This window comes from Enterobacter roggenkampii (assembly GCF_001729805.1).
In the GTDB taxonomy this organism is placed as follows: Bacteria; Pseudomonadota; Gammaproteobacteria; order Enterobacterales; family Enterobacteriaceae; genus Enterobacter; species Enterobacter roggenkampii.
In genome coordinates, this window is record NZ_CP017184.1 from 2,023,685 (window position 1) to 2,046,672 (window position 22,988).

22 protein-coding genes are annotated in these 22,988 nt (G+C 58.0%); 8 read left to right on the forward strand and 14 right to left on the reverse strand.

Features of this window, described 5'->3' with window-relative positions; translation table 11 throughout:
* Positions 1-4: 4 nt before the first annotated feature.
* The 4 genes from BFV67_RS09495 to puuD all read right to left on the reverse strand — a co-directional run bounded on the left by BFV67_RS09495 (position 5) and on the right by puuD (position 4,280).
* Positions 5-1,285: an NAD(P)/FAD-dependent oxidoreductase gene (locus BFV67_RS09495; protein ID WP_025911468.1), complete on the reverse strand. Its 1,281-nt coding sequence runs from the start codon at positions 1,283-1,285 to the stop codon at positions 5-7.
* Positions 1,282-2,775 (reverse strand): aldehyde dehydrogenase PuuC, encoded by a 1,494-nt coding sequence (gene puuC, locus BFV67_RS09500; protein ID WP_069598200.1) that lies wholly within the window; start codon positions 2,773-2,775, stop codon positions 1,282-1,284. Before puuC ends, BFV67_RS09495 begins: the two co-directional genes overlap by 4 nt.
* A gap of 157 nt (positions 2,776-2,932) precedes the next feature.
* Positions 2,933-3,490 (reverse strand): HTH-type transcriptional regulator PuuR, encoded by a 558-nt coding sequence (gene puuR, locus BFV67_RS09505; RefSeq protein WP_008502454.1) that lies wholly within the window; start codon positions 3,488-3,490, stop codon positions 2,933-2,935.
* Between the two features lie 25 nt (positions 3,491-3,515).
* Positions 3,516-4,280 (reverse strand): gamma-glutamyl-gamma-aminobutyrate hydrolase, encoded by a 765-nt coding sequence (gene puuD, locus BFV67_RS09510; protein WP_069598948.1) that lies wholly within the window; start codon positions 4,278-4,280, stop codon positions 3,516-3,518.
* A 214-nt stretch (positions 4,281-4,494) separates the two neighbouring features.
* On the opposite strand from puuD, the gene BFV67_RS09515 reads away from it, so the two are divergent.
* The 3 genes from BFV67_RS09515 to BFV67_RS09525 all read left to right on the forward strand — a co-directional run bounded on the left by BFV67_RS09515 (position 4,495) and on the right by BFV67_RS09525 (position 7,661).
* On the forward strand, positions 4,495-5,913 hold the full coding sequence (locus BFV67_RS09515; protein WP_008502452.1) for a glutamine synthetase family protein: 1,419 nt from the start codon (positions 4,495-4,497) through the stop codon (positions 5,911-5,913).
* 181 nt (positions 5,914-6,094) lie between these two features.
* The gene (locus BFV67_RS24880) at positions 6,095-6,280 is read left to right on the forward strand and encodes a YmjE family protein (protein ID WP_418251760.1); all 186 of its coding nucleotides are present in this window, start codon (positions 6,095-6,097) and stop codon (positions 6,278-6,280) included.
* Positions 6,270-7,661, forward strand: a complete 1,392-nt coding sequence (locus tag BFV67_RS09525) for an APC family permease (RefSeq protein ID WP_008502450.1) — start codon at positions 6,270-6,272, stop codon at positions 7,659-7,661. The genes BFV67_RS24880 and BFV67_RS09525 overlap by 11 nt, the downstream gene beginning before the upstream one ends.
* 64 nt (positions 7,662-7,725) lie before the next feature.
* On the opposite strand, the gene BFV67_RS09530 is transcribed toward BFV67_RS09525, so the two are convergent.
* A complete protein-coding gene (locus BFV67_RS09530) occupies positions 7,726-8,979 on the reverse strand; it encodes an MFS transporter (RefSeq protein WP_008502449.1) in 1,254 nt (417 codons plus the stop codon).
* A gap of 121 nt (positions 8,980-9,100) precedes the next feature.
* On the opposite strand from BFV67_RS09530, the gene BFV67_RS09535 reads away from it, so the two are divergent.
* The 3 genes from BFV67_RS09535 to bioD all read left to right on the forward strand — a co-directional run bounded on the left by BFV67_RS09535 (position 9,101) and on the right by bioD (position 12,174).
* The gene (locus BFV67_RS09535; RefSeq protein ID WP_023292581.1) at positions 9,101-10,033 is read left to right on the forward strand and encodes a LysR family transcriptional regulator; all 933 of its coding nucleotides are present in this window, start codon (positions 9,101-9,103) and stop codon (positions 10,031-10,033) included.
* A 94-nt stretch (positions 10,034-10,127) separates the two neighbouring features.
* Positions 10,128-11,348, forward strand: a complete 1,221-nt coding sequence (gene mlc / locus BFV67_RS09540; protein ID WP_069598201.1) for a sugar metabolism global transcriptional regulator Mlc — start codon at positions 10,128-10,130, stop codon at positions 11,346-11,348.
* Positions 11,349-11,478: 130 nt separating this feature from the next.
* Positions 11,479-12,174 (forward strand): dethiobiotin synthase, encoded by a 696-nt coding sequence (gene bioD / locus BFV67_RS09545; protein ID WP_046092839.1) that lies wholly within the window; start codon positions 11,479-11,481, stop codon positions 12,172-12,174.
* Here bioD and clcB read toward each other — a convergent pair.
* The 9 genes from clcB to BFV67_RS09590 form a co-directional block, all read right to left on the reverse strand.
* Positions 12,109-13,419, reverse strand: a complete 1,311-nt coding sequence (gene clcB / locus BFV67_RS09550) for a voltage-gated ClC-type chloride channel ClcB (RefSeq protein ID WP_063453369.1) — start codon at positions 13,417-13,419, stop codon at positions 12,109-12,111. The two genes, bioD and clcB, sit on opposite strands and share 66 nt — an antisense overlap.
* Before the next feature lie 102 nt (positions 13,420-13,521).
* Entirely contained in the window at positions 13,522-14,670 is a 1,149-nt protein-coding gene (osmV, locus tag BFV67_RS09555; RefSeq protein ID WP_069598202.1) for an osmoprotectant ABC transporter ATP-binding protein OsmV, read from the reverse strand.
* Entirely contained in the window at positions 14,670-15,317 is a 648-nt protein-coding gene (osmW, locus tag BFV67_RS09560) for an osmoprotectant ABC transporter permease OsmW (RefSeq protein ID WP_021241193.1), read from the reverse strand. The genes osmV and osmW overlap by 1 nt, the downstream gene beginning before the upstream one ends.
* Before the next feature lie 8 nt (positions 15,318-15,325).
* Complete coding sequence (osmX, locus tag BFV67_RS09565) at positions 15,326-16,225, reverse strand: osmoprotectant ABC transporter substrate-binding protein OsmX (RefSeq protein WP_023292578.1); 900 nt, start codon at positions 16,223-16,225, stop codon at positions 15,326-15,328.
* A gap of 18 nt (positions 16,226-16,243) precedes the next feature.
* Positions 16,244-16,954, reverse strand: a complete 711-nt coding sequence (osmY, locus tag BFV67_RS09570; protein WP_069598203.1) for an osmoprotectant ABC transporter permease OsmY — start codon at positions 16,952-16,954, stop codon at positions 16,244-16,246.
* 276 nt (positions 16,955-17,230) lie between these two features.
* Positions 17,231-17,968, reverse strand: a complete 738-nt coding sequence (locus BFV67_RS09575; protein ID WP_039266234.1) for a YoaK family protein — start codon at positions 17,966-17,968, stop codon at positions 17,231-17,233.
* Positions 17,969-18,127: 159 nt separating this feature from the next.
* Complete coding sequence (locus BFV67_RS09580; protein ID WP_069598204.1) at positions 18,128-18,751, reverse strand: glutathione S-transferase family protein; 624 nt, start codon at positions 18,749-18,751, stop codon at positions 18,128-18,130.
* A gap of 84 nt (positions 18,752-18,835) precedes the next feature.
* Positions 18,836-20,020 (reverse strand): MFS transporter, encoded by a 1,185-nt coding sequence (locus BFV67_RS09585; RefSeq protein ID WP_069598205.1) that lies wholly within the window; start codon positions 20,018-20,020, stop codon positions 18,836-18,838.
* Between the two features lie 49 nt (positions 20,021-20,069).
* Positions 20,070-21,197 carry an alpha/beta hydrolase gene (locus tag BFV67_RS09590; RefSeq protein ID WP_069598206.1) on the reverse strand — a complete coding sequence of 376 codons (1,128 nt, stop codon included), beginning with the start codon at positions 21,195-21,197 and terminating at the stop codon, positions 20,070-20,072.
* Positions 21,198-21,311: 114 nt separating this feature from the next.
* Between BFV67_RS09590 and BFV67_RS09595 the strand changes: the two genes are divergently transcribed.
* Together BFV67_RS09595 and BFV67_RS09600 are read left to right on the forward strand one after the other, a co-directional pair.
* A complete protein-coding gene (locus tag BFV67_RS09595) occupies positions 21,312-22,196 on the forward strand; it encodes a LysR family transcriptional regulator (RefSeq protein WP_023292572.1) in 885 nt (294 codons plus the stop codon).
* 329 nt (positions 22,197-22,525) lie between these two features.
* Positions 22,526-22,981, forward strand: a complete 456-nt coding sequence (locus tag BFV67_RS09600; protein WP_069598207.1) for a hypothetical protein — start codon at positions 22,526-22,528, stop codon at positions 22,979-22,981.
* The last annotated feature ends 7 nt before the right edge of the window (positions 22,982-22,988 follow it).

Consider the following 22,988-nt stretch of genomic DNA (forward strand, 5'->3'; position numbering starts at 1 on the left):
ACGATCATACGCCAAGACGATCGCGCAGGCTGTAGTACGCCGCGCCCATCGCCGTAAATGGAATCCGCAGGCTGCGGCCGCCCGGGAAGGGGTAGTGCGGGAGGTTGGCAAACGCATCAAAGCGCTCTGCGTCACCGCGCAACAGTTCCGAGATCAGCCGTCCGGCCAGGTGGGTGCAGGTCACGCCGTGGCCGCTGTAGCCCTGCATGTAATAGATGTTTTTGTCCAGACGACCAAACTGCGGCATTCGGGACAGGGTCAGCAGGAAGTTGCCCGTCCAGCGGTAGTCGATTTTGACGCCGGCCAGCTGAGGGAAAGTTTTCAGCAGCTTTGGCATCACCAGGCGCTCGACATCGTCCGGATCGCGCGCGCCATACACGACGCCACCGCCGTACAGCAGGCGGTTGTCGGCGGTGAGACGGTAGTAATCCAGCAGGTAGTTACAATCTTCCACGCAGTAATTATTGGGGATCAGCGTGCGGGCGAGCTCTTCCGGCAGCGGGGCGGTGGTCACCACCTGGGTGCCGCAGGGCATGCTGCGTTTTGCCAGCTCCGGTTCGATCTTATCGCCCAGATAGGCATTCCCGGCGACGATCACGTAGCGGGCCGTCACCTGACCATGCTGCGTGCTCACCACGGCCGGGCTGGTGTGCTGAATGGCAGTCACCGGGGACTGTTCATACACCCGCCCACCGTTCAGGCGAATGGCGTCCGCTTCGCCGATCGCCAGGTTCAGCGGATGAATGTGCCCCCCGCTGCGGTCAAGCAGCGCGCCGGTATAGCGTTCGCTGTCGACTTCCCGGCGGATGGCGCTGGCGTCCAGCAGCTCCAGCTGCGTGTTGCCGTAGCGTTCCCAGTTGGCTTTTTGCTCCTCCAGCGTCTCCAGCTGCTTATGGTTTAGCGCCACAAACAGCCCGCCTGGACGATAATCGCACTGGATCTGATAGCGCTGGATACGCTCCCGGATGATCTCCCCGCCTTCAAACATCATGCTCCCGAGGGCTCTGGCAGCATCGGGGCCGTAGTTTTTCTCAATCACGTCGATGTCGCGGCTGTAGGAGTTAACCAGCTGGCCGCCGTTGCGTCCGCTGGCGCCGAAGCCGATGCGCGCCCCTTCAAGGAGCACCACGTCATAGCCCATTTCGGCGAGATGCAGCGCGGAGGAGAGGCCGGTATAGCCGCCGCCCACCACGCACACGTCACAGCTGATCGATTCGTTAAGCGTCGGGAAAGGTTCGTAAGCGTTCGCGCTGGCCGCGTAGTAGCTGGTGGTATGTTCGGTCATGATTGAGGCTCCAGGGCAATCCAGATGGTTTTCAGTTCGGTAAATTTTTCCAGCGCGTGCAGGGACTTATCGCGACCGTTGCCGCTCTGCTTATAGCCGCCAAAGGGGACGGTCATATCACCGTCGTTATAGTTATTGACGAAGACCGAGCCAGCTTTCAGGCGGCGGCTCATGCGGTGCGCGCGGGAGAGATCGCGGGTCCATACCGCCGCGCCAAGCCCGTATTCACTGTCGTTGGCCAGCGTTAAGGCTTCCTCTTCGGTTTTAAAACGGGTGACGACCAGCACCGGCCCGAAAATCTCTTCCCGGCACAGCGGGGAGTCGGGCTCGAGGTCGACGAAAATGGTTGGACCGACTGCGGAAGGCCATGATTGTTCCCGCCCGTCCAGCAGCAGCTTACCTTTCCGGGTTCCCTCGCGAATAAACGTGTGTACGGTATCGGCGTGCGCGGCGTCGATGAGCATCCCCATCGTGCTGTCGGGGTCGAGCGGATCGCCCGGCTGCCAGTGACGGGCCTGCGCTTCCAGCTTTGTCAGGAATTCATCGGCGATGCTCTCTTCGAGCAGCAGGCGGGTACCGGCGATACAGACTTGCCCCTGGTTATAAAAAATTCCGGCGGCGGTCGCGCTCACGGCCTTGTCCAGGTCCGGACAGTCGGCAAAGATAATGTTGGCGCTCTTGCCGCCCGCCTCCAGCCAGACGCGCTTCATGTTGCTTTCTCCCGCGTCCTTCAACAGCTGCTTGCCGGTACGGGTAGAGCCGGTAAACGTCAGCACCTCAACCTCCGGGTGCAGTGCCAGCGCCTGGCCCGCTTCGTGGCCGTAACCGCTTATCACGTTCAGCACGCCGTCAGGCAGGCCCGCCTCTTTCGCCAGTCCGGCCAGCCGCAGGGCGGTGAGCGGTGATTTCTCCGATGGTTTCAATACCACGCTGTTGCCCGCGATTAGCGCCGGGCCCAGCTTCCAGCAGGCCAGCAGCAGCGGGAAGTTCCAGGGGACGATGGCCGCGACAACTCCGATGGGCTCGCGCACGATCATCGCCAGCTCGCCCGGACCCGTAGGCGCCACTTCGCCGTAGACTTTATCCGCCGCTTCGGCGTACCAGCGAATGGCGCGTGCCGCGCCGGGAATATCGTCGCGCAGGCTGTGGCGGATGGGTTTACCGGTGTCCAGCGTTTCCAGTAAGGCCAGCTCTTCGCCGTGACGTTCCATTAAATCGGCGAGCGTATTTAGCACGGCCTTGCGCTGCGCCGGAGACGCCTGCGACCAGTCACCGCGCTCAAATACCGCACGCGCGGCCTGAACCGCGCGGTCCACGTCCGCCTGTTTGCCCCGTGCGACGTTCGCCAGCGTCTGCTGGGTCGCGGGATTGACGGTGTCAAATGTGGCATTATCGGCGGCGTCACAATAGGCACCGTTAATAAATAACCGGGTCTCAATGGCGCTGTTTTTTGCTTTATCCTGCCAGTAAGTCAGGTGCTGAAAATGCATATTCACTCCTTTCTTTCGCAATCAGATAAATAAAGGCATGGCCGTTTCAGGCAATACGAAGCCGTGGGGCATCCCGGGAATTAACCCGTTAAATGCCGACAGCGATCGTTTTTATATTTCCCGGCGTAAGCGCGCTTACGCCGGGACTGAGTGGTAATTAGAACGTGGTGGGAGTGTGGGCACTGATAATGCGGCAGATGCCTGCCGAGGTGTTGCTGAAGCTGTGCGGTATGCCGGTATTGATGGCATAGCTCTGCCCCGCAACCAGGTGATATTGCTGGCCATTAATGGTCAACAATATTTCACCTTCCAGTATCGTACCGATCTCCTCACCCTGGTGTTTGATCCTCTCTCCGGTCGTGGTTCCAGGCTGGTAAGTTTCAAAAATCATCGCCAGCGTACGGTTCGGATTTCCGTTATGAACCAGCTTCATCGAAACCCCCTGACTGCCTATTTCGATAAGGTCTTCCTGATTAATAACCACCTGCGGTTCATCAGGTTTTTCCGGTTCCGAAAAGAATTCCGAGAGCGACAGCCCATAAACTTTCAGCAGCTTTTGCAGCGTACTGATAGCAGGACTGACTTTGTCCTGCTCAATGGTGCTGATGGCACTGTGTGTTAACCCAGACAGTTCGGCGGCACGCCGCTGCGAGAGACCCAGCTGCTGGCGGATCTCAGACAGACGTTTCCCTGGCGCCAGTCCGTCATCGCTCATAGTTGCATTTCCTTTACGGTAGTGGTCAAAGCCGTTGCTTCTCGGCAATGTGGCTTTGACAGGCGGTGATAAAACCTTCAAACAACATACGGGACAGGGCGTACTCGCTGCTGTTCCATTCGGGGTGCCATTGCACGCCGAGGGCAAAAGGGTGGTCATGAACGCTGACCGCCTCGACCAGCCCATCCGTCGAGCGGGCCTCCACGCGAAGCCGTGGTCCTAACGTTCGTGCACCTTGCCCGTGTAACGAGTTTACCCAAAATGTGTTACAGCCTGGTATTAATTGAGACAGCAGTCCTCCCTCCTGAACCTGAACTTCATGAGACGGGGCGTATTGTAGCTCAACCGGCAGTTCAGGATCTTCCCGGTGCTCGAGCAGGTCGTTCTGCTCGAACAGGCGGCGATACAGCATCCCCCCCGTTGCAACAACGAGTTCCTGCAGCCCCCGGCAGATGGCGAAAATGGGGATGCGCCTTTCGAGCGCGGCGGCAATCAGCGCCATACTCAGAAGATCTCGCCCGGGATCGGCGTCAGGCTCATCGCCGTTTTCACCATAAAGGTGCGGCTGCACGTTACTTGGGCTGCCCGGCAGGTAAATCCCGTCCAGGGTGGGCAGCAGAGCGGTGAGCAGCTCTGGTTCTGCCAGCGCATGCGGTAAGGCAATCGGTAAACCCCCCGCGTTAATAATGGCATTCAGGTACTTTTCTTGCAGGGTCTGGGTCTCATGACCCTTAAGCCTGTTTCTACACATCACCACGCCAATAACTGGCTTGTTCATTATATTTTCCATGATCGCCCTCACAAAGTGGACTAAATTTAGGCCATTTTCGCCTGATAAACGGCCTTTTCGTTCAATATTTTCTCAATCTAGCAACGGGATCTGCCTTTTGCAAACTTAATTTAACATTTGACAAACAATTTATTTGCATACAGATTCGATAGGGTGGACATTATATTTGACAGTCCAGAGCAGCGAACGCAAATCCCAAAAACGGTGGTAAATCATGGAAACCAATATCGTAGAAGTTGAGAACTTTGTGCAGCACACGGATGAGAGGCGGGGCAGCGCCTTTACGCAGGAAGTGAAGCGCTATTTAGAAAAGTATCCTGACACCCAGTTTATTGATGTCCTCCTGACCGACCTGAACGGCTGTTTTCGCGGCAAGCGCATCCCGGTTGCCGGACTGAGCAAGCTTGAAAAAGGCTGCTATTTCCCGGCATCGGTTTTCGCCATGGACATTTTAGGTAACGTCGTGGAAGAGGCGGGTCTGGGGCAGGAGCTCGGCGAGCCGGACTGTATCTGCGTGCCGGTGCCGGGCACCCTGACGCCTTCCGCCGCCGACCCGGAATACATTGGTCAGGTGCAGCTCACCATGGTCGATGAAGATGGCGCTCCCTTTGACGTTGAGCCGCGGAACGTACTCAACCGACTCTGGCAGCAGCTGCGCCAGCGCGGCCTGTTCCCCGTGGTAGCGGTAGAGCTGGAGTTCTATTTACTTGACCGTAAACGCGATGCCGACGGCTATCTGCAGCCCCCCTGCGCGCCGGGCACCGACGTGCGTAACACGCAGAGTCAGGTCTACTCGGTTGATAATCTTAACCATTTTGCTGACGTGCTGAACGACATTGACGAACTGGCGCAGCTGCAGCTGATCCCCGCCGACGGGGCAGTGGCTGAGGCCTCCCCGGGCCAGTTTGAGATAAACCTGCACCATACGGAAAACGTGCTCGATGCCTGCGATGATGCGCTGGCGCTTAAACGTCTCGTCAGGCAGATGGCGGAAAAACATAAGATGCACGCCACGTTTATGGCAAAGCCGTATGAAGAACATGCGGGCAGCGGGATGCATATCCACATCAGCATGCAAAACAACCGAGGCGAAAACGTGCTCGCAGACGCCAACGGCGAGGATTCCGCGCTGCTGAAACGCGCGCTGGCCGGGATGATCGACCTGATGCCTGCGTCCATGGCGCTGCTGGCACCGAACGTCAACTCCTACCGCCGTTTCCAGCCGGGGATGTACGTGCCGACGCAGGCGTCATGGGGACACAATAATCGCACCGTTGCCCTGCGTATCCCCTGCGGCGATCGCCATAACCATCGGGTCGAGTACCGGGTGGCTGGCGCTGACGCGAATCCGTATTTGGTGATGGCGGCGATTTTTGCCGGCATTTTACATGGGCTGGATAACGATTTACCCCTGCAGGAAGAAGTGGAAGGCAATGGTCTGGAGCAGGACGGGCTGCCGTTCCCGATTCGTCAGAGCGATGCGCTGTGGGAATTTATGCAAAACGATAGCCTTCGCGAGCGGCTGGGCGAACGTTTCTGCCACGTCTATCACGCCTGCAAAAATGATGAATTGCTGCAGTTTGAACGCCTGATTACCGAAACGGAAATTGAGTGGATGCTGAAAAACGCCTGATGACGTGCCCCGGTAAGGGGCCGCTTTGTTTCATCTGACACGTATCACCAAACGGCCTGCGCGGAGCCTGGCCTAACTGTTCGCTGGCACGCCAGCTTTCTCCCGGGAGTCGCGTTATGGAGCGCAGGCGGCACAGGGATTTTCTTAACGACACTGTGTGACGAGGTAGGAAATGATGCAGATGTTCAACTATCCGCAGGGCGAAGGGGGCCAGTCAGGCGCCTGCTGTGAGTGCGAGCCAGAGACGGTGCGCTGGTACGATCGCGTGTGTTCTTTACAACTTCCCCCTTTGCTAAGCAGGTTTGCGTTAAGGACAGCGCGATTGCAAACCACGGTAAGCATGGGGGGGACGGTTTATGGCGACTAACACCTCTCTTGACTCGCCGCGCATGGCCGGCAGAACCCGGCTGCGCAGTTCCCTCAAGCTCTGGCAGGTGGTCATGATGGGGCTGGCTTATCTCACCCCCATGACCGTGTTTGATACCTTCGGTATTGTGTCCGGTATCAGCAACGGCCACGTGCCCGCCTCGTATCTCCTGGCGCTGGCTGGCGTCATGTTTACCGCCATCAGCTACGGCAAACTGGTACGACAGTTCCCGGAAGCGGGCTCTGCGTACACCTACACGCAGAAATCGATCGGCCCCCATTTAGGTTTTATGGTCGGCTGGTCATCGCTGCTGGATTATCTCTTCCTGCCGATGATCAACGTGCTGCTGGCGAAGATCTACCTTTCCGCGCTGTTCCCTGAAGTCCCGCCGTGGGTCTGGGTGGTGGGGTTTGTGACGATCCTGACGCTGGCGAACCTGAAGAGTGTGAATCTGGTCGCCAACTTTAACACCCTGTTTGTGCTGGTGCAGATCGCCATCATGGTGGTGTTTGTCATACTGGTGGTGCACGGTCTGCATAAGGGAGAGGGCGTCGGCACCGTCTGGTCGCTCCAGCCGTTTATCAGCGAGAACGCACACCTGATCCCGATTATTACCGGCGCGACTATCGTCTGCTTCTCTTTCCTCGGCTTTGACGCGGTCACCACGCTGTCGGAAGAGACGCCAAACGCGGCGCGGGTGATCCCCAAAGCCATCTTCCTCACCGCTTTGTATGGCGGGCTGATATTTATTGTTGCCTCGTTTTTCATGCAGCTCTTTTTCCCGACGATCGCGCGCTTCAAAAACCCGGACGCTGCGCTGCCGGAAATCGCGCTGTACGTGGGCGGCAAGCTCTTCCAGTCGGTGTTTCTGTGTACCACGTTTGTGAATACGCTCGCTTCAGGCCTGGCCTCGCACGCCAGCGTCTCTCGCTTACTGTATGTGATGGGGCGTGACAACGTGTTTCCGGAGCGGGTGTTTGGCTACGTGCATCCGAAATGGCGTACGCCAGCCCTGAACGTCATTATGGTTGGGATAGTGGCGCTGTCGGCCCTGTACTTTGATCTCGTGACCGCGACGGCGCTGATCAACTTTGGCGCGCTGGTGGCGTTTACGTTTGTTAATCTCTCGGTGTACAACCATTTCTGGCGGCGCAAGGGGCTGAACAAAACGTGGAAAGATCGGTTCCACTATCTTCTGCTGCCGCTCATTGGTGCCGTCACGGTCGGCGTGCTGTGGATAAACCTCGAAGCGACGTCCCTGACGCTTGGCCTCATCTGGGCGGCACTGGGGATCCTTTACCTGACATGGCTCACGCGCCGTTTCCGAAAACCGCCTCCGCAGTTTGAAGCCGGTAAAATAGAGCAGGCCTGGGATTCCTGAACGTGAAACGGCACCAGTACGCTGGTGCCGTTTTTCGGGAAACGGACGTCCGCCCGCGAGCATATTATCTCAGACGTTTATGCAGGCTTCCCCCCACGAGCAACGCCGCGCACAGCATCAGCGCAATAAACCCGCCCACGCCGTTCCAGCCGTAGTGATGCCAGAACACGCCGCCGAGCGTCCCGGCGATGCTGGACCCCAGGTAATAGCTAAACAGATACAGCGAGGATGCCTGGCCCTTGGCGCGACGCGCGCGTGGGCCAATCCAGCTGCTGGCGACCGAGTGGGCGGCGAAGAAACCCGCGGAGAAGAGCAGCATGCCGGCAAAAATCAGCCACAGGGAGGAGAAGAGCGTCAGCAGCAGGCCGACCAGCATCACCGATGTGAAGAACAGCATGACCGGGCCGCGGCCATAGCGGGCGGTCATTGCCCCGGCCTTCGGTGAACTCCACGTTCCGGTCAAATACGCAACCGAGAGTAAACCGACAAGAGCCTGGCTCAGATGCCACGGCGAGAGCATCAGGCGATAGCCAATATAGTTAAACAGCGTGACGAACGAGCCCATCAGCAGGAAGCCGGTCAGGAACAGGCGCGGCAGCCCCTTGTCGCGCCAGTGCAGGCGGAAGTTGATAAACAGCGTTTTCGGGCGCAGCGATGTCGGGCGGAAATGACGCGATTCCGGCAGAATTTTCCAGAACATCAGGGCAGAAGCCAGCGCGAAACAGCCGATGACCGCCAGCGCAATACGCCAGCTAAAGAAGTCCGTGAATACCCCGCTCAGCAGACGCCCGCTCATCCCGCCAATCGAGTTCCCGCTGATGTATAGCCCCATAGAGAAGGCAACAAAGCTCGGGTGGATCTCCTCGCTGAGGTAGGTCATCCCGACCGCCGCCACGCCGCTGAGCGAGAGCCCGATCAGCGCACGCATCACCAGGATGCCGTGCCAGCTGGTCATCATGGTCGAGAGTAGCGTACAGACCGAGGCCAGCATCAGCGCGGTTACCATCACCTGTTTACGGCCGATGGCGTCGGACAGCGGCCCGGTAAAGAGCAGGCCAACCGCCAGCATGCCGGTTGAAATAGAGAGGGATACGCTGCTGCTGGCGGGTGAAACGCCAAACTCATGGGAGAGCACGGGTAGGATCGGCTGAACGCAATAGAGCAGGGCGAAGGTCGCCAGACCGGCGGAGAAGAGCGCCAGCGTGACGCGCATAAATTGGGGGGTACCACGTTTAATGAACTGAACCGGCTGCGATGTTGCAGGTAAATCATCGATATCGCTCGCCGGATCGATATCAATGGCAGTTGTACGACTCACACAGTTTCCTTGCTTAAACATCCCCGTGATTTCTGGTGACGGGTATGACCACCTGATAAGGGTAGGAAAATGTAAATATTCTGTCTAATATATTAATAATCTCAAATGATACTTTAGAAATATGAATATCGAGCTGCGTCATCTCCGCTACTTTGTCGCCGTCGCTGAAGAGCTGCATTTTGGCCGCGCGGCGGCACGGCTGAACATCTCTCAGCCGCCCTTAAGCCAGCAGATTCAGATCCTGGAGCAGCAGGTCGGGGCGCGCCTGCTGGCCCGCACCAACCGCAGCGTGAGCCTGACGGCGGCGGGTAAGCAGTTTCTCATCGATAGCCGACAGATTCTGAGCATGGTCGAGGACGCCGCCGCCCGGGCAGAACGGCTATATCTCGGGGAGGCCGGAGAGTTGCGCATCGGGTTTACCTCGTCCGCACCGTTTATCAGCGCCGTCTCGGAAACCCTGTCGTCATTCCGTCGCCATTTCCCGGATGTTCATATTCAAACGCGCGAGATCAACACCCGCGAGCAGATCGCGCCGCTCAATGAAGGTTCGCTGGATCTGGGGCTGATGCGTAATACCCAGCTGCCGGACTCGCTGGCGTGGGAGGTGATCCTGCGCGAGCCGCTGATGGCCATGATCCCGCACGATCACCCGCTGGCGTCGCGTCCGGCGGTTTCGCTGGCAGAGCTGGCAAACGAGCCGTTTGTCTTTTTTGACCCGCAGGTCGGAACGGGTCTGTATGACGATATCCTGGGGCTGATGCGCCGCTACGATCTTGCCCCGGTCATCACCCAGGAAGTCGGGGAAGCGATGACCATTATCGGCCTGGTCGCCGCCGGGCTGGGGGTGTCTATTCTTCCGGCCTCCTTTAAACGGGTACAACTGCGCGAAATGCGCTGGGTGACCATCGCCGAAGAGGATGCCGTTTCAGAGATGTGGCTGGTCTGGGCAAAACATCGCGAACAGAGCCATGCCGCACAGCGCTTCAAACAGCAGTTGATGAACGCCTCCGCCGGGCGGCATTTTCAGGGAAAAGTGGGCAAAAATGTGCAGTAAATCACATGGCTAAGTAAATATTTGACGGCAGCCCTGCAAGTGCTTCACCATAGCCAACAGTTTATTTCGAAGCTCGAAAATAAGGGAGTACGAGGTGGTCGCTGATAGTCAGCCAGGGCATATTGATCAGATTAAGCAGACCAACGCTGGCGCGGTGTATCGCCTGATTGATCAGCTTGGTCCGGTTTCGCGTATCGATCTCTCGCGCCTGGCACAGCTGGCACCCGCCAGTATTACCAAGATTGTCCGCGAGATGCTGGAAGCGCACCTGGTTCAGGAGACGGAAATTCAGGAGCCGGGCAGCCGTGGCCGTCCGGCAGTCGGGCTGGTGGTGGAAACGGAAGCCTGGCACTACCTGTCGCTGCGCATCAGCCGGGGGGAGATCTTCCTTGCGCTGCGCGATCTGAGCAGCAAGCTGGTGGTAGAGGACCGTCTTGAACTGCCGCTCAACGCCGAGGAACCGCTCCTCGACGCGATTGTTTCGCATATCGATCGCTTCTTTATTCGTCACCAGCAGAAGCTTGAACGCTTAACGGCCATTGCCATCACCATGCCGGGTATTATTGATACCGAAAATGGCATTGTTCACCGCATGCCGTTTTACGACGATGTTAAAGAGATGCCGCTGGGGGAAGTGCTGAAAAACCATACCGGCGTGCCGGTCTATATTCAGCATGACATCAGCGCCTGGACCATGGCGGAGGCGCTGTTCGGCGCGTCACGCGGGGCGAGGGATGTGATTCAGGTGGTTATCGATCATAACGTCGGGGCAGGCGTCATTACCGACGGACGTCTTCTCCACGCCGGAAGCAGCAGTCTGGTGGAAATTGGCCATACCCAGGTCGACCCATACGGCAAGCGCTGCTACTGCGGGAACCACGGCTGTCTGGAGACCATTGCCAGCGTGGAAAGCGTGCTGGAGCTGGCGCAGGTCAGGCTCAGTCAGTCCATGAGCTCCTCGCTGCACGGACAACCCCTCACGGTGGATTCTCTCTGCGCCGCGGCGCGTCAGGGCGATCTGCTGGCGAAGGACATCATTACCGGGGTGGGGAATAACGTTGGCCGCATTCTGGCGATTATGGTGAACCTCTTCAACCCGCAAAAAATCCTTATTGGCTCACCGCTGAGCCAGGCGGCGGAGATCCTCTTCCCGGCGATTACGGCCTGTATTCAGCAGCAGTCGCTTCCCGCCTACAGCCGGAACATTGCGGTAGAAAGTACCCAGTTTTCCAATCAGGGCACGATGGCCGGCGCCGCGCTGGTCAAAGATGCCATGTATAACGGCTCGCTGTTGATCCGCCTGTTACAGGGTTAACTCTTTTTTGCAGATGTAAGAAAAATTGCGCTATCTCAAGCCGGGTAGCGCACGCATCCCGTAGACTTCCTCCACTGAATTATTTACCTGGTTTATATTTTCGAAGCATACCCAAGAGGTGGAGTGAGTCATGCTTAAGCGTTTCTTTGTTACTGGTACAGATACCTCTGTCGGCAAGACCGTTGTATCCCGCGCATTGCTGCAGGCGCTGGCAGCAAGCGGTAAACGCGTGGCAGGGTACAAACCGGTCGCAAAAGGGAGTAAAGAGACGCCAGAGGGATTGCGTAATAAAGACGCCCTGGTACTGCAAAGCGTCTCGTCACTGGAACTGCCTTATCACGCGATCAATCCTATTGCGTTAAGCGAAGAGGAGAGCAGCGTGGCGCACAGCGGCCTGATTAATTACCCTCTGCTGTCCAACGGTCTGGCGAGCCTGTGCGAGAAGGTCGATCACGTGGTGGTGGAAGGCACGGGCGGCTGGCGCAGCCTGATGAACGATCTGCGCCCGCTGTCGGAATGGGTGGTGCAGGAACAGCTTCCGGTGGTGATGGTGGTGGGGATCCAGGAAGGGTGCATTAACCATGCGCTGCTGACGGCGCAGGCGATTGCCAATGACGGCCTGCCGCTGGTTGGCTGGGTGGCCAACCGCATCAACCCTGGTCTGGCGCACTATGCGGAGATCATCGACGTGCTGAGCGCTAAACTACCCGGACCACTGGTGGGTGAACTGCCTTATCTGCCTCGCGCCGAGCAGCGCGAGCTATCGCAGTACATCGATCTCTCTGCCCTCAGTGGCGTGTTGACCGTAGATCGAGTCGTGGCGTAACGTCCGCGACAGCACGGACGCCAGCACGCAGGCGACCAGCAAACCGGGCAGTAAAAAATATTGCCCGGTCATTTCACAGACCATCAGCGCCGACATAATGGGCGCATGCGTGGTCGCGGCGAGTAGCGTCGCCATCCCCGCCAGCCCAAGCAGAATCGCCGTCTCAGCGCCCGGCAGCCACAGCGCGAAAAGCTGTGCAAACAGCATGCCTGTCGCCATGCCGACAAACAGCGTGGGCGTGAACACCCCGCCCGGCGCGCCCGATCCGCTGCTCGCCAGCACCGCCAGCAGTTTACAGATAAAGACGCCTGCAACGATCGACAGCAGCGGTGGGGCGAGCAGAAAAGCCTGCACCACGCTGTAGCCGTTCCCCCACACCTTCGGCGTCAGAAGAGACAGCAGCCCGACGATCGCACCGCCGAGCGCCAGCTGCCACGGCGGCGAAAGCTTAAGGCGCAGGAACAGCCCGTGGCTGAACGCCATCAGCCACATCAGCAGCGGTCCGCAAAGACCCGCCAGCAGCCCCATGGCGACCAGCAGGGCATAATCAGTTGCGGTGAGTGTGCCGCTCAAATGGACCGCGTAGAGCGTGCCGGTTCCCGGCGCCAGGAGCTGCGTGGTGAGAAGCGCCACTACCGCCGCGATAACCACGGGCCCGAGCGAGGCCAGCATCAGGGTGCCAAACAGAATCTCCGCAATGAACAGGCTTCCGGCTAACGGAGCATGGTAGGCGCTGGCCATCCCGGCCGCGGCGCCGCAGGCGATCCATAACTTCCATTCAGATTTGGGCGTAAAGCGCCGGGCAAAAAAGGAGGCGGCGAGGGCGGCAAGCAGGATCATCGCCCCTTCACGCCCGATGGCGCTTCCGCTTGCCACGACAAGCAGCGAGGCAAGGGATTTCACCAGGCTGGCGCCGTAATCAAACTGACCGTCGCCGGTCTCCAGCGCTTCCATATAATCGGTGGGGGCATGAGGCCGCTGGGCGGTCAGCCGTTGCCATCCCCATAGCAACAGTCCGGCAGCCAGCCCGCCCAGCGCGGGCGTCAGCGCGCGCCGCCAGGGTGAGAGCGACGCGGCGGCATTCACCAGGCTGCCGCTGTCGTTGCTGAGAAGCAGCCACTCCAGCAGATACATGCTGTGGCGGAACACCGCCACGGCCAGCGCGGCCAGCACGCCGGTGACGGTAGCAATCAGCAGTCGACGAAACATCGCGCGGATGTCGGGGTACGTATGAAGACGTTGCATGGGTCGCGAGTAAACGGGAAAGATACAATATTGTGGCGGGAAATCGCGGGGTTAGCAAAAGGTATGCGTGCGGAAAAGCCGGGCGATGCCCGGCCGGAAAGATTAGTTCTCGCTATGTATATTCAGCGCCCGACGCGTACGACCTGAACTGAGATACTCGGCTATATAGTCCTGAGAAATCTCGCCGTTGTAGCGCCCGTCCTCATCCACGATCGGCATCCAGCTGGTGTTGCTCTCATACAGGCGTGACAGCACCACGCGCAGGTTGTCTTCGGCTTTGCCGGTCATGCGGAACGGATGCAGGATGTCGGCGCAGGTGCCGCTGGCGTTACGCGCTTCGCGACGCTTCACAAAGCCCAGCGGCTTGCCGTGCTCGTCAACCACGGTAATCGCGCGAATATCGTTATCATCCATGGTGGCAAAGGCTTCTGGCAGCGGCGTCGAACCCCGCACCGTAATGGTCGGCTGCTGGTCGGTGACGTCTCCGGCGGAGACCAGCAGCAGGCGCTTCAGCGTGCGGTCCTGACCGACAAACGAGCCGACAAACTCGTTCGCCGGTTTCGCCAGCAGTTCGTCCGGGCTGGCGCACTGGACGATTTTCCCCTGCCGGAACACCGCAATACGGTCGCCAAGCTTCAGGGCCTCATCGATATCGTGGCTGACCAGCATGACGGTTTTTTTCAGCTTGCGCTGCATCTCGAGGAACTGGTTCTGGATCACCTCGCGGTTGATCGGGTCCACCGCGCCGAAGGGCTCATCCATCAGCAGCACCGGAGGATCTGCCGCCAGGGCGCGGATCACGCCGATGCGCTGCTGTTGGCCGCCGGACATCTCGCGCGGATAGCGATTCAGGAACTTACGCGGATCCAGCGCCACCATATCCATCAGCTCTTCGGCGCGGGTTTTGCAGCGCGCTTTATCCCAGCCCAGCATGCGCGGTACGACGGTAATGTTCTCTTCGATGGTCATGTTCGGGAACAGGCCAATCTGCTGGATCACGTAGCCGATGTTGCGGCGCAGGGTGACGGTGTCCATCCCGCTGGTGTCTTCGCCGTTGATCAGGATCGTCCCGCTGCTCGGCGTAATGAGGCGGTTAATCATCTTCAGGGTGGTGGTCTTCCCGCAGCCGGACGGGCCGAGCAGGACGCACATTTCCCCTTCGGGCACGTTCAGGTTGACGTTGTCGACGGCCTTAAAGGTCTGGCCGTGCTTCTGTGAAAAGTGTTTGGTGAGGTTTTCCAGTTTTATCATTATCGAATCCCCTTCGGAGTCAGAACCACCTGCAGACGGTGCAGCAGCCAGTCGAGCACAATCGCTAAAAGACAAATCATCAGCGCGCCCGCAATCAACATGCGGATATCGCTTCCGCCGATGCCGTTGAGCAGCAGCAGGCCCAGACCGCCCGCGCCGATCACCGCGGCAATCGCCATCACGCCGATGTTCATCACCACGGCGGTGCGGATCCCGCCGAAAATCACCGGCAGCGCCATCGGAATTTCGACCCAGCGCAGGCGCTGCCAGAAGGTCATGCCGATGCCGCGTCCGGCTTCACGCAGGCCCGGCGGCAGGCTGTCGAGCGCCGTATGGGTGTTACGCACAATCGGCAGCAGCGAGTAGAGAAACACCGCTGTGATCGCGGGCAGGGCGCCAATCCCCTGACCGATCAGCGAAAAGAGCGGGATCATCAGGCCAAACAGCGCAATGGACGGAATGGTCAGCACGATGGTGGCAATCCCCAGCACCGGCGTCGCCAGCCACCTGTGGCGAACAATCAGAATGCCCAGCGGTACGCCGATGAGAATGGCTAAGCCCACGGCCAGCGCCACCAGCCACAGATGCTGCAGCGTCAGGGTTAAGAGGTAGTCCCAGTTGTCCAGAATGTAGTGAATTGTCTCCATAGCGCCTCCTACAGCAGCTGTTTGCTACGCAGGAAATCACGGGCGACCTGCTGCGGTGACTGATGGTCGATATCCACCTTCTTGTTCAGTTCGGTGATAACGTCGTTGTTGAGCTGGGCAGAGAGGGTGTTGAGCGCCTCTTCCAGGCCGGGGTTGGCCTCCAGCGTGTCCTTACGGACCACCGGGGTGACGGCATAGCTCGGGAAGAAGCCTTTATCATCTTCCAGCACCTTGAGGTCGAAGCCCTTCACGCGCCCGTCGGTGGTATAAATCAGCCCGGCGTCGACGAAGCCGTCGCGCACCGCGTTATAGACCAGACCAGGGTCCATCTGGCGGATCTGCGGGCGGTCCAGGTCCATCTTATAGGCGGCCTGAAGCGGCTTCATGCCGTCGCTGCGCCCGGCAAATTCCAGGTCTAAGCCCAGCAGCCAGTTTTTGTCCGGGTTGGTTTTACGGATCTGCTCAATCTTCGCCACCATGTCCGACATGGTGTTGATATGTTCCGCCTCGGCGCGCTTGCGCTGCATGGCGAACGCATAGGTGTTGTTCATGTCGGCGGGCTTGAGCCAGACCAGACCGTGCTTCGCGTCCAGACGTTTCACCGTCTCGTAAGACTCCTGGGGCGACATGCGCTTGTTGATGTGGTTAAAGATGATTAATGACGTGCCGGTGTACTCCCAGGTCATGTCAATCTGCTTGTTGATCATCGCGTTACGGGAAATCACCGTGGCGATATTGGTTTGCGGCTGCACCTGAAAGCCTTTCTTCTGCAGGTACTGCACGGTCATCGCCGAGAGAATGTGCTGCTCGGTAAAGCTCTTGGTCGCCAGAATCAGCGGGGCCGCAATGGTCTGGCCGGTGAACAGCGCCGCGGCACACAGCGCCGCCAGGCTGGATATCAGTCTCATAAAAGCTCCTTGTTATTGTTATCGAGCGAGATGGGGACTCATCACGCGACCCAGCGCCGCCAGCAGGGTATCGAGGATCAGGGCGAACAGGGCGGTGGCCGCCGCGCCGAGGATCAGGGTCGGGAAATCGTTCAGATAAATGCCGGGGAAAATCAGCTCGCCGTAGCTGCTGGCACCAATCAGGAACGCCAGCGGTGCGGTACCGACGTTAATGGCGGTGGCGATGCGGATCCCCGAGAGCATGACTGGCCAGGCGGCAGGCAGCTCCACCTGGCGCAGACGCTGCCATTTGGTCATCCCGATGCCGTTTGCCGCTTCCAGTAGCGACGGCGGGACCGAGCACAGCCCGGCATAGGTGTTGCGCACGATCGGCAGCAGCGAGGCGAGGAACAGGGCGATGATGGCCGGCGTATCGCCAATACCAATCACCACCATCGCCAGCGCCAGCACGGCCAGTGGCGGCAGCGTGTTGCCGACGTTGAAGATTTGCATCACATATTCGGCGATACCCCGCGCGGCCGGGCGGCTCAGCAGAATACCGGCCGGAATACCCACCAGCAGGGCTAAGAACATTGATGAGAAAACCAGAATCATATGCTGTTGCCCGAGATAGATCAGGTCAACCTGACGCGCTCTGAGGGTCTCCAGCCCGATCCCCCAGACGAGGAGGGCGAGAACCACGATAATGGCGCCGACAAACAGCAGCGAACGTTTGAGTAATGGGTGCATTGCGGTGTGTCTCCCTGTGCGCATGCGTTATAGCAACCACCGGTTGCCTGTTGTTATGCCATGTTTCGGCAGGGGTAATTGACCTATAGCAAGCGTTTGGGAAGGGTTCCAGCGAAGGGGGAAAATCAGTAACCCTATGAAACTAGTGGCAACCTGAGGTCAGGCCTTATGGCATAAGGCCTGATTGTGGGGCGGGCAGAATAGTCCTAAAGCGAATCTTTCAATGTGACAGTGTCACATCTAAAGGGCTTTTATGCCGAGTACAGGTCATTACCTTCATAGAGGGGCGCGAACCCGTCGAACCCGCGACGAGACGGTGATTATTGAGACGGTGGCGACAACCGCAAGCATCACCCCCAGCGCCAGCATGGCGTTAAAGCCAATCCATCGGAACAGCAGCAGCCCCGCGATGCCGCCCGTAATGAACGAAAACAGGGTGGTTAAGTGGGTTTTTAGCTGGCTTTTTTGCGCCGCCGTATCTTTGGAGTAATCCCTGCGCAGCATCGCCACCATGACGGAGGCCAGGGAAATCCCCGCGTCCGTCAGCGTGCCGGTAATGTGCGTCGATCTTACCCGTCCGCCGGAAAGCTGCGTGGAGGTGGAATTATGAATGCCCATCAGAAAGCAGAGAAAAAGAATAATCTCGCGATTACTGGTGAGCGCATGGAAATACATTTCGTAGAAGGAAACGCCGGTCAGTAATATCCCCTCGACAAAAAGGATCTGGCAAAAAACCAGCCTGACGTTATGGATAATTCCCCATATCACGATCGTGCGCGCAATAATGGCGCCAGCCACAAAAGAGAGAATTATCGAGCCGAAGAAAATCATATCGCTCAGATCGGTAGAAGAAACTTCGCTGGATAACTGTGAGGTGTTGCCGGTCATGTGTGAGGGAAAAAAACCAAATGCCCCGAGGGCGATGGCGTTCAGCAAACCTGCAGAGGTCGCCAGCCAGAGAGCAAGCCGGCGATCCTCCTGGTGCGTTCGTTCTTTCTTGAGTTTAATCAGCAAGAATACCTCCGGGTTGAGCTTTGCCTGACTATTCAGGCTAGCAAAGCGGTGCAATGGGCTGTCCAGGATATGGCTTAATTATTATTCCCTCTGACGACAATCAGGGTTTCGTAATTAAATAAAACAGCCTCGTTGCGGTATTCATTCAGGCATTAAGTTTTATATCATGCCGTTATTGCCGTGACGCAAAAATGCCGGACGCTGGTTAAGGCGCTCGAACCAGGCCTCAATGGCGGGGACGTCTGGCTTATCAAACGGCGTCATTTTCCAGCGATTCACCGACAGCCCAAGCACCACGTCCGCGAGGGTAAACGTTTCGCCCGCCGCAAAGGCCCCGGTGCGCTGCAGCTGGTTTTCCAGAATGGTGATGCAGTGGTTCCACTCTTTGATTCCCGCCGCAATACGCTCAGGGTCGTTAAAGTCCGGGTTTTTACGCCCCAGCGCCGGGAAGACATAGCGCCAGGCATTGTTAAATTCAGTGGCCTGCCAGTCCATCCAGCGCTCAACGTTGGCGCAGGCCTGCGGTTCTGCGGGCAGCAGATCGTGACGTTCGGCCTTGCGCGCCAGATAACGGCAGATGGAATTGGACTCCCACAGCACGAAATCACCGTCAATCAGCACCGGCACCATGGCGTTGGGGTTCAGGGCGCGGAAGGCATCCGTTTCCGTTGAGGCAAAACCGCTGCCGTAATCTTCCTGCTGATAGGCGATGCCCGCTTCTTCGCAGGTCCAGAGCACTTTACGAACGTTGATGGAGGTGGTTTTGCCGAGGATGCCGATCATTGCGCAGGTGTCCTTTAATGGATGTTATTGTTTAAAAACAATACACGATCGGTGAAGAAAAGCGTCAAAAAATCATCCGGCGCGTTATTTGTGAAGACGCGAAAGCAGAAACGTCAGCGTTGCCGCACAGATGAGCACTATGCCACTCAATGCAAACGTGCTCTGCCAGCTGTAACGATCGAAGGCTATACCGCCCGCCGTTGAGCCGAGCGCAATGGCGAGCTGGATCACCGCGACCATCAGTCCACCGCCGGCTTCAGCATCCTTCGGCAGCGTTCGCGCAATCCACGTCCACCACCCCGTCGGCGCTGATGTTGCCAGCATCCCCCATAGGCCTGACAGCAGGGCCACAATCCACACGTTATGCCCGGCGAGAATCAACGCGACTGCGATGGCCGCCATCAGTAGAGGGATCGCGATCAGCGTTATGTAAAACGCGGCATTAAGCACCAGGGCAACGAAAAGGGTGCCCACAAAACCTGCAACGCCTATGGTGAGCAAAATCAGCGACAGCCCGGCTCCGCTCACACGGGTGACGGTTTCAAGGAACGGGCGCAGATAGGTAAACAGCGCAAACTGCCCCATAAAGAACAGGCCGCAGGCCAGCAGACCAACGGAAACGGCAGGCTGGCGGAATAACCGAAAAACACTTCCTCGTGATGTACCGTTTTTACGCGCGTTCATGTCAGGCAGGCTTAAACACTGCCAGATGAACGCGACTATCGCCACGGGCACCAGACAAAGAAATGCGCCGCGCCAGCCAATAGTGGCCCCAAGATAGCTGCCAAGCGGGGCGGCCACCACCGTTGCCAGCGCGTTACCGCCGTTGAAAATGGCCAGCGCGCGCGCAACCTTATGCGGCGGAACAAGGCGAATGGCCGTTGCGGCAGACATGGACCAGAACCCGCCTATAGCGATACCGATCAGCGCGCGGCCTGTCATGTAAACCAGATAGTTTGGGGCGAAAGCGATAATCATCCCCGAGAGCGCCATCAGGAGCGTCATGCCCAGAAGAAGGTGTTTGCGGTTTATATTCCCGGCAAGCCGGGAAAGGAAGAGGCTGGTCAGCACCGCCAGCGCGCCGGAAATCGCGATCCCCTGGCCAGCGAGACCCTCCGTAACGCCCAAATCTCTGGCAAGGGGAGTAAGCAGGCTGACGGGCATAAATTCCGAGGCAATCAAGACAAATACGCACAGGGTCATGGCAAAAACGCCACTCCAGTGTGCATGCTCTGTGTTCTGTGATGTGGTGCGGCTTAGTGTAGACATAGTCAGATTTCACAAAGAGCCACCCGTATAGGGCGGGTGGCGTAGAGGTTTATTTCAGGTTGGTTTTGAAGAACTGCTCAAACTGGCCGAAGGGGATCTTCCCGGCAGCATTATCGTAGAGATCAACATGGTTTGCGCCCGGAACAATCACCAGTTCCTTCTGCTTGCTGCCGACCGCTTTAAACGCATCTTCAGCAAAGTAGCGGGAGTGTGCCTTTTCACCGGTTACGATAAGCGTTGGGATAGTAATTTCCCTGCCGTAGCTCAGCAGCGGCATATTCATAAATGATAATGGCGTGGTCGCGGTCCACGCGCCGGTGGAGTTGACGGAGCGCGCATGGAAGCCGCGCGGCATACGGTAGTAGTCAAAGAATTCTTTGAGTACCGGATTCGGGTTGTCAGGTAACGCCTCCGGCAGAATACGTTCAGCTGCCGTCACCTTGCCGTTCTCATCGACATAAATGTCATGGCCGCCGTGCGCGAAGGTACCGTTCTCAGCATCTTTCCAGCGCTGTGCGTTCAGATACTGCAGAACGGCACGGCGGTCAGACGTTGAATAGCGATCTTTCCCGTCGCCCACGCCGTGGCCCATCGCCCGGCTCATGTCATACATCACGCTGGTGGCGACCGCCTTCACGCGGGTGTCCATGGATGCTGCGTTGAGCGCCATACCGCCCCAGCCGCAGATGCCGAGAATACCAATGCGGTTACGATCAACCTCTTTCTGCAAACCGAGGAAGTCCACCGCCGCGCTAAAGTCTTCGGTGTTGATATCCGGAGACGCTACGTTGCGCGGCTGGCCACCGCTTTCGCCCGTATAGGACGGATCGAACGCCAGGGTTACAAACCCATTTTCTGCCAGGGTTTGCGCATACAGGCCGCTGGACTGCTCTTTGACCGCGCCAAATGGCCCGCTGACCGCAATCGCCGCCAGCTTGCGGTCGCCGCGGTTTTTGGGAAGATACAGATCGCCTACCAAAGTGATCCCGTATCGGTTCTGGAAGGACACCTTACGGTGATCGACTTTGTCACTTTCGGCAAAGGTTTTATCCCATGTGCTCACCATCGAAACAGGCGCGTTTGGGTTGGTGGTTTCTGCATAACTCATTGTTGCCACTCCACTTAATGATGCACATAGCAGCATCGCAACGGACAGTTTTTGGGTAAATGTTTTCATAGAAATGAACCCTGGGTTGTTGTGTTGCGGTCATTATAGTTAGCAGAAATAGTGCTGATTAGAGGGCGAAAGCTGCTAGGATTCATATCATATTGTTATAAATGGGTGGGGATGATGGCGAAACGGGAAAACTATAATGAGCTGTACCTGTTCATGCAGGTGGTACGGGAGGGGAGCTTCACGGCGGCCGCGCTTCGGCTTGGGCTGGCGCAATCCGGGATCAGCCGCTCGGTTCGCGAACTGGAAGAGCGATTGGGCGTTCAACTTCTGGTCCGCACCACGCGCAAGCTCTCGCTCACCCATGCCGGGGAACAGCTTTATCAGACCGCCGAGTCTGCATTCGATACGCTCGATACGGGTCTGGCGACCCTGGCACACTATCGTCAGACGCCGTCCGGCACGGTGCGTATTAATGCCAGCCAGCACGCTATCGATAAATGTCTGCTGCCAAAGCTCGCCATTTTTAAACAGCGTTACCCGGACATCAGGCTGGAACTGATCAATGAAAGCCGCTTCGTCGACATTATCGCCGAGCGGTTCGATGCGGGTGTCAGACTGGGGCCGGAAGTGGGGCAGGGAATGATTGCTGTGCGTATCACGCCTGATATGGAAATGGCCGCGGTGGCTGCCCCGGAACACTTCAGACGCTACGGTTTTCCGCAGACGCCAGCCGATTTAGTGGCTCATCCCTGCATTGCCTACCAGTTTGCCGACGGTAGTGACTATCAGTGGGAACTGGTGCAGGACGGGAAAAAAATCACCCATCGGCCAGAGGGGCAATGGGCGCTGTCTGACAGCTACATGGAAGCCGAGGCCGCCCGGCTGGGGCTTGGGCTGGCCTATGTCCCGGTGGAGCTGGTGGCTGACGATCTGGAGCGCGGAACGCTTATCCGGGTGTTGCAGCGCTATAGCCTGCGCATGGACGGGTTGTATCTCTATTATCCGCACCGCAACGTGTCGCCTGCCCTGAGGGCTGTGATCGATACGCTGAAAATTTAGGGCAGCGTTGTCATTCTGGAAGGCGCCTCGCAAACCGAAAAGTAACCTTATGAAATTCAGCGTTATGTCTTTTCCTCTACGAGGCGCGGTCGTAAAGTGCCTGCGTTGCGGCACATCCGCAATCGGGCGTAGGAACCCGCATCTACAGAGCGATATTTATATGTCGCGACAGCGCCGATCCCGTTAAAATTGCGGTGGCGCTGACGGAGCAGCCGCAAGGCTGGCCGTTTTCTCTGTGGGCGGTATTCCTACCTCTGTCAGCGCTACCCCCTCGAGCGTAGGAACTCATCGGGTGGTTCACCCAATTTATACACTGAGGATGCCTTACGATGGCTACTATCCCAACCCTGACTTATCTTCCATCTGACGAAAACGTCATTCTGCAACTTATCTCCCGACCGCTTCCGGCCGATGCCGATCTCTTTGAGGTCGCCGACAACTGCGCCGCGCTGGTGAGCGTACTGGTCGAAACCGATGATGTCGAGAGCCGTACAGCGCTGTGCGAGCGTCTCCTTCAGGCCATGCGCAGGCTGCGTGAACTCTGTGATGTCGATCTTCCGCCATACCTGATTGAACAGTTGATCATGGGTGAGAAAACCAACTCCTGCGTGCCCGACTGTTGGCAGGACACCTTAACGCAGGTGGACTATGTTCTGGCGCTGACGCAAGCCGTTATGGGGGGAACGCTACCCGCTCACGTAGCGAAAGAGCTGACGGGCCTGCTGCACGATATGGTGTGGCTGCTGGCTGAGTTTGTGAAGGAGCCGCGCATTACTGCGCATTAAGGGGCTG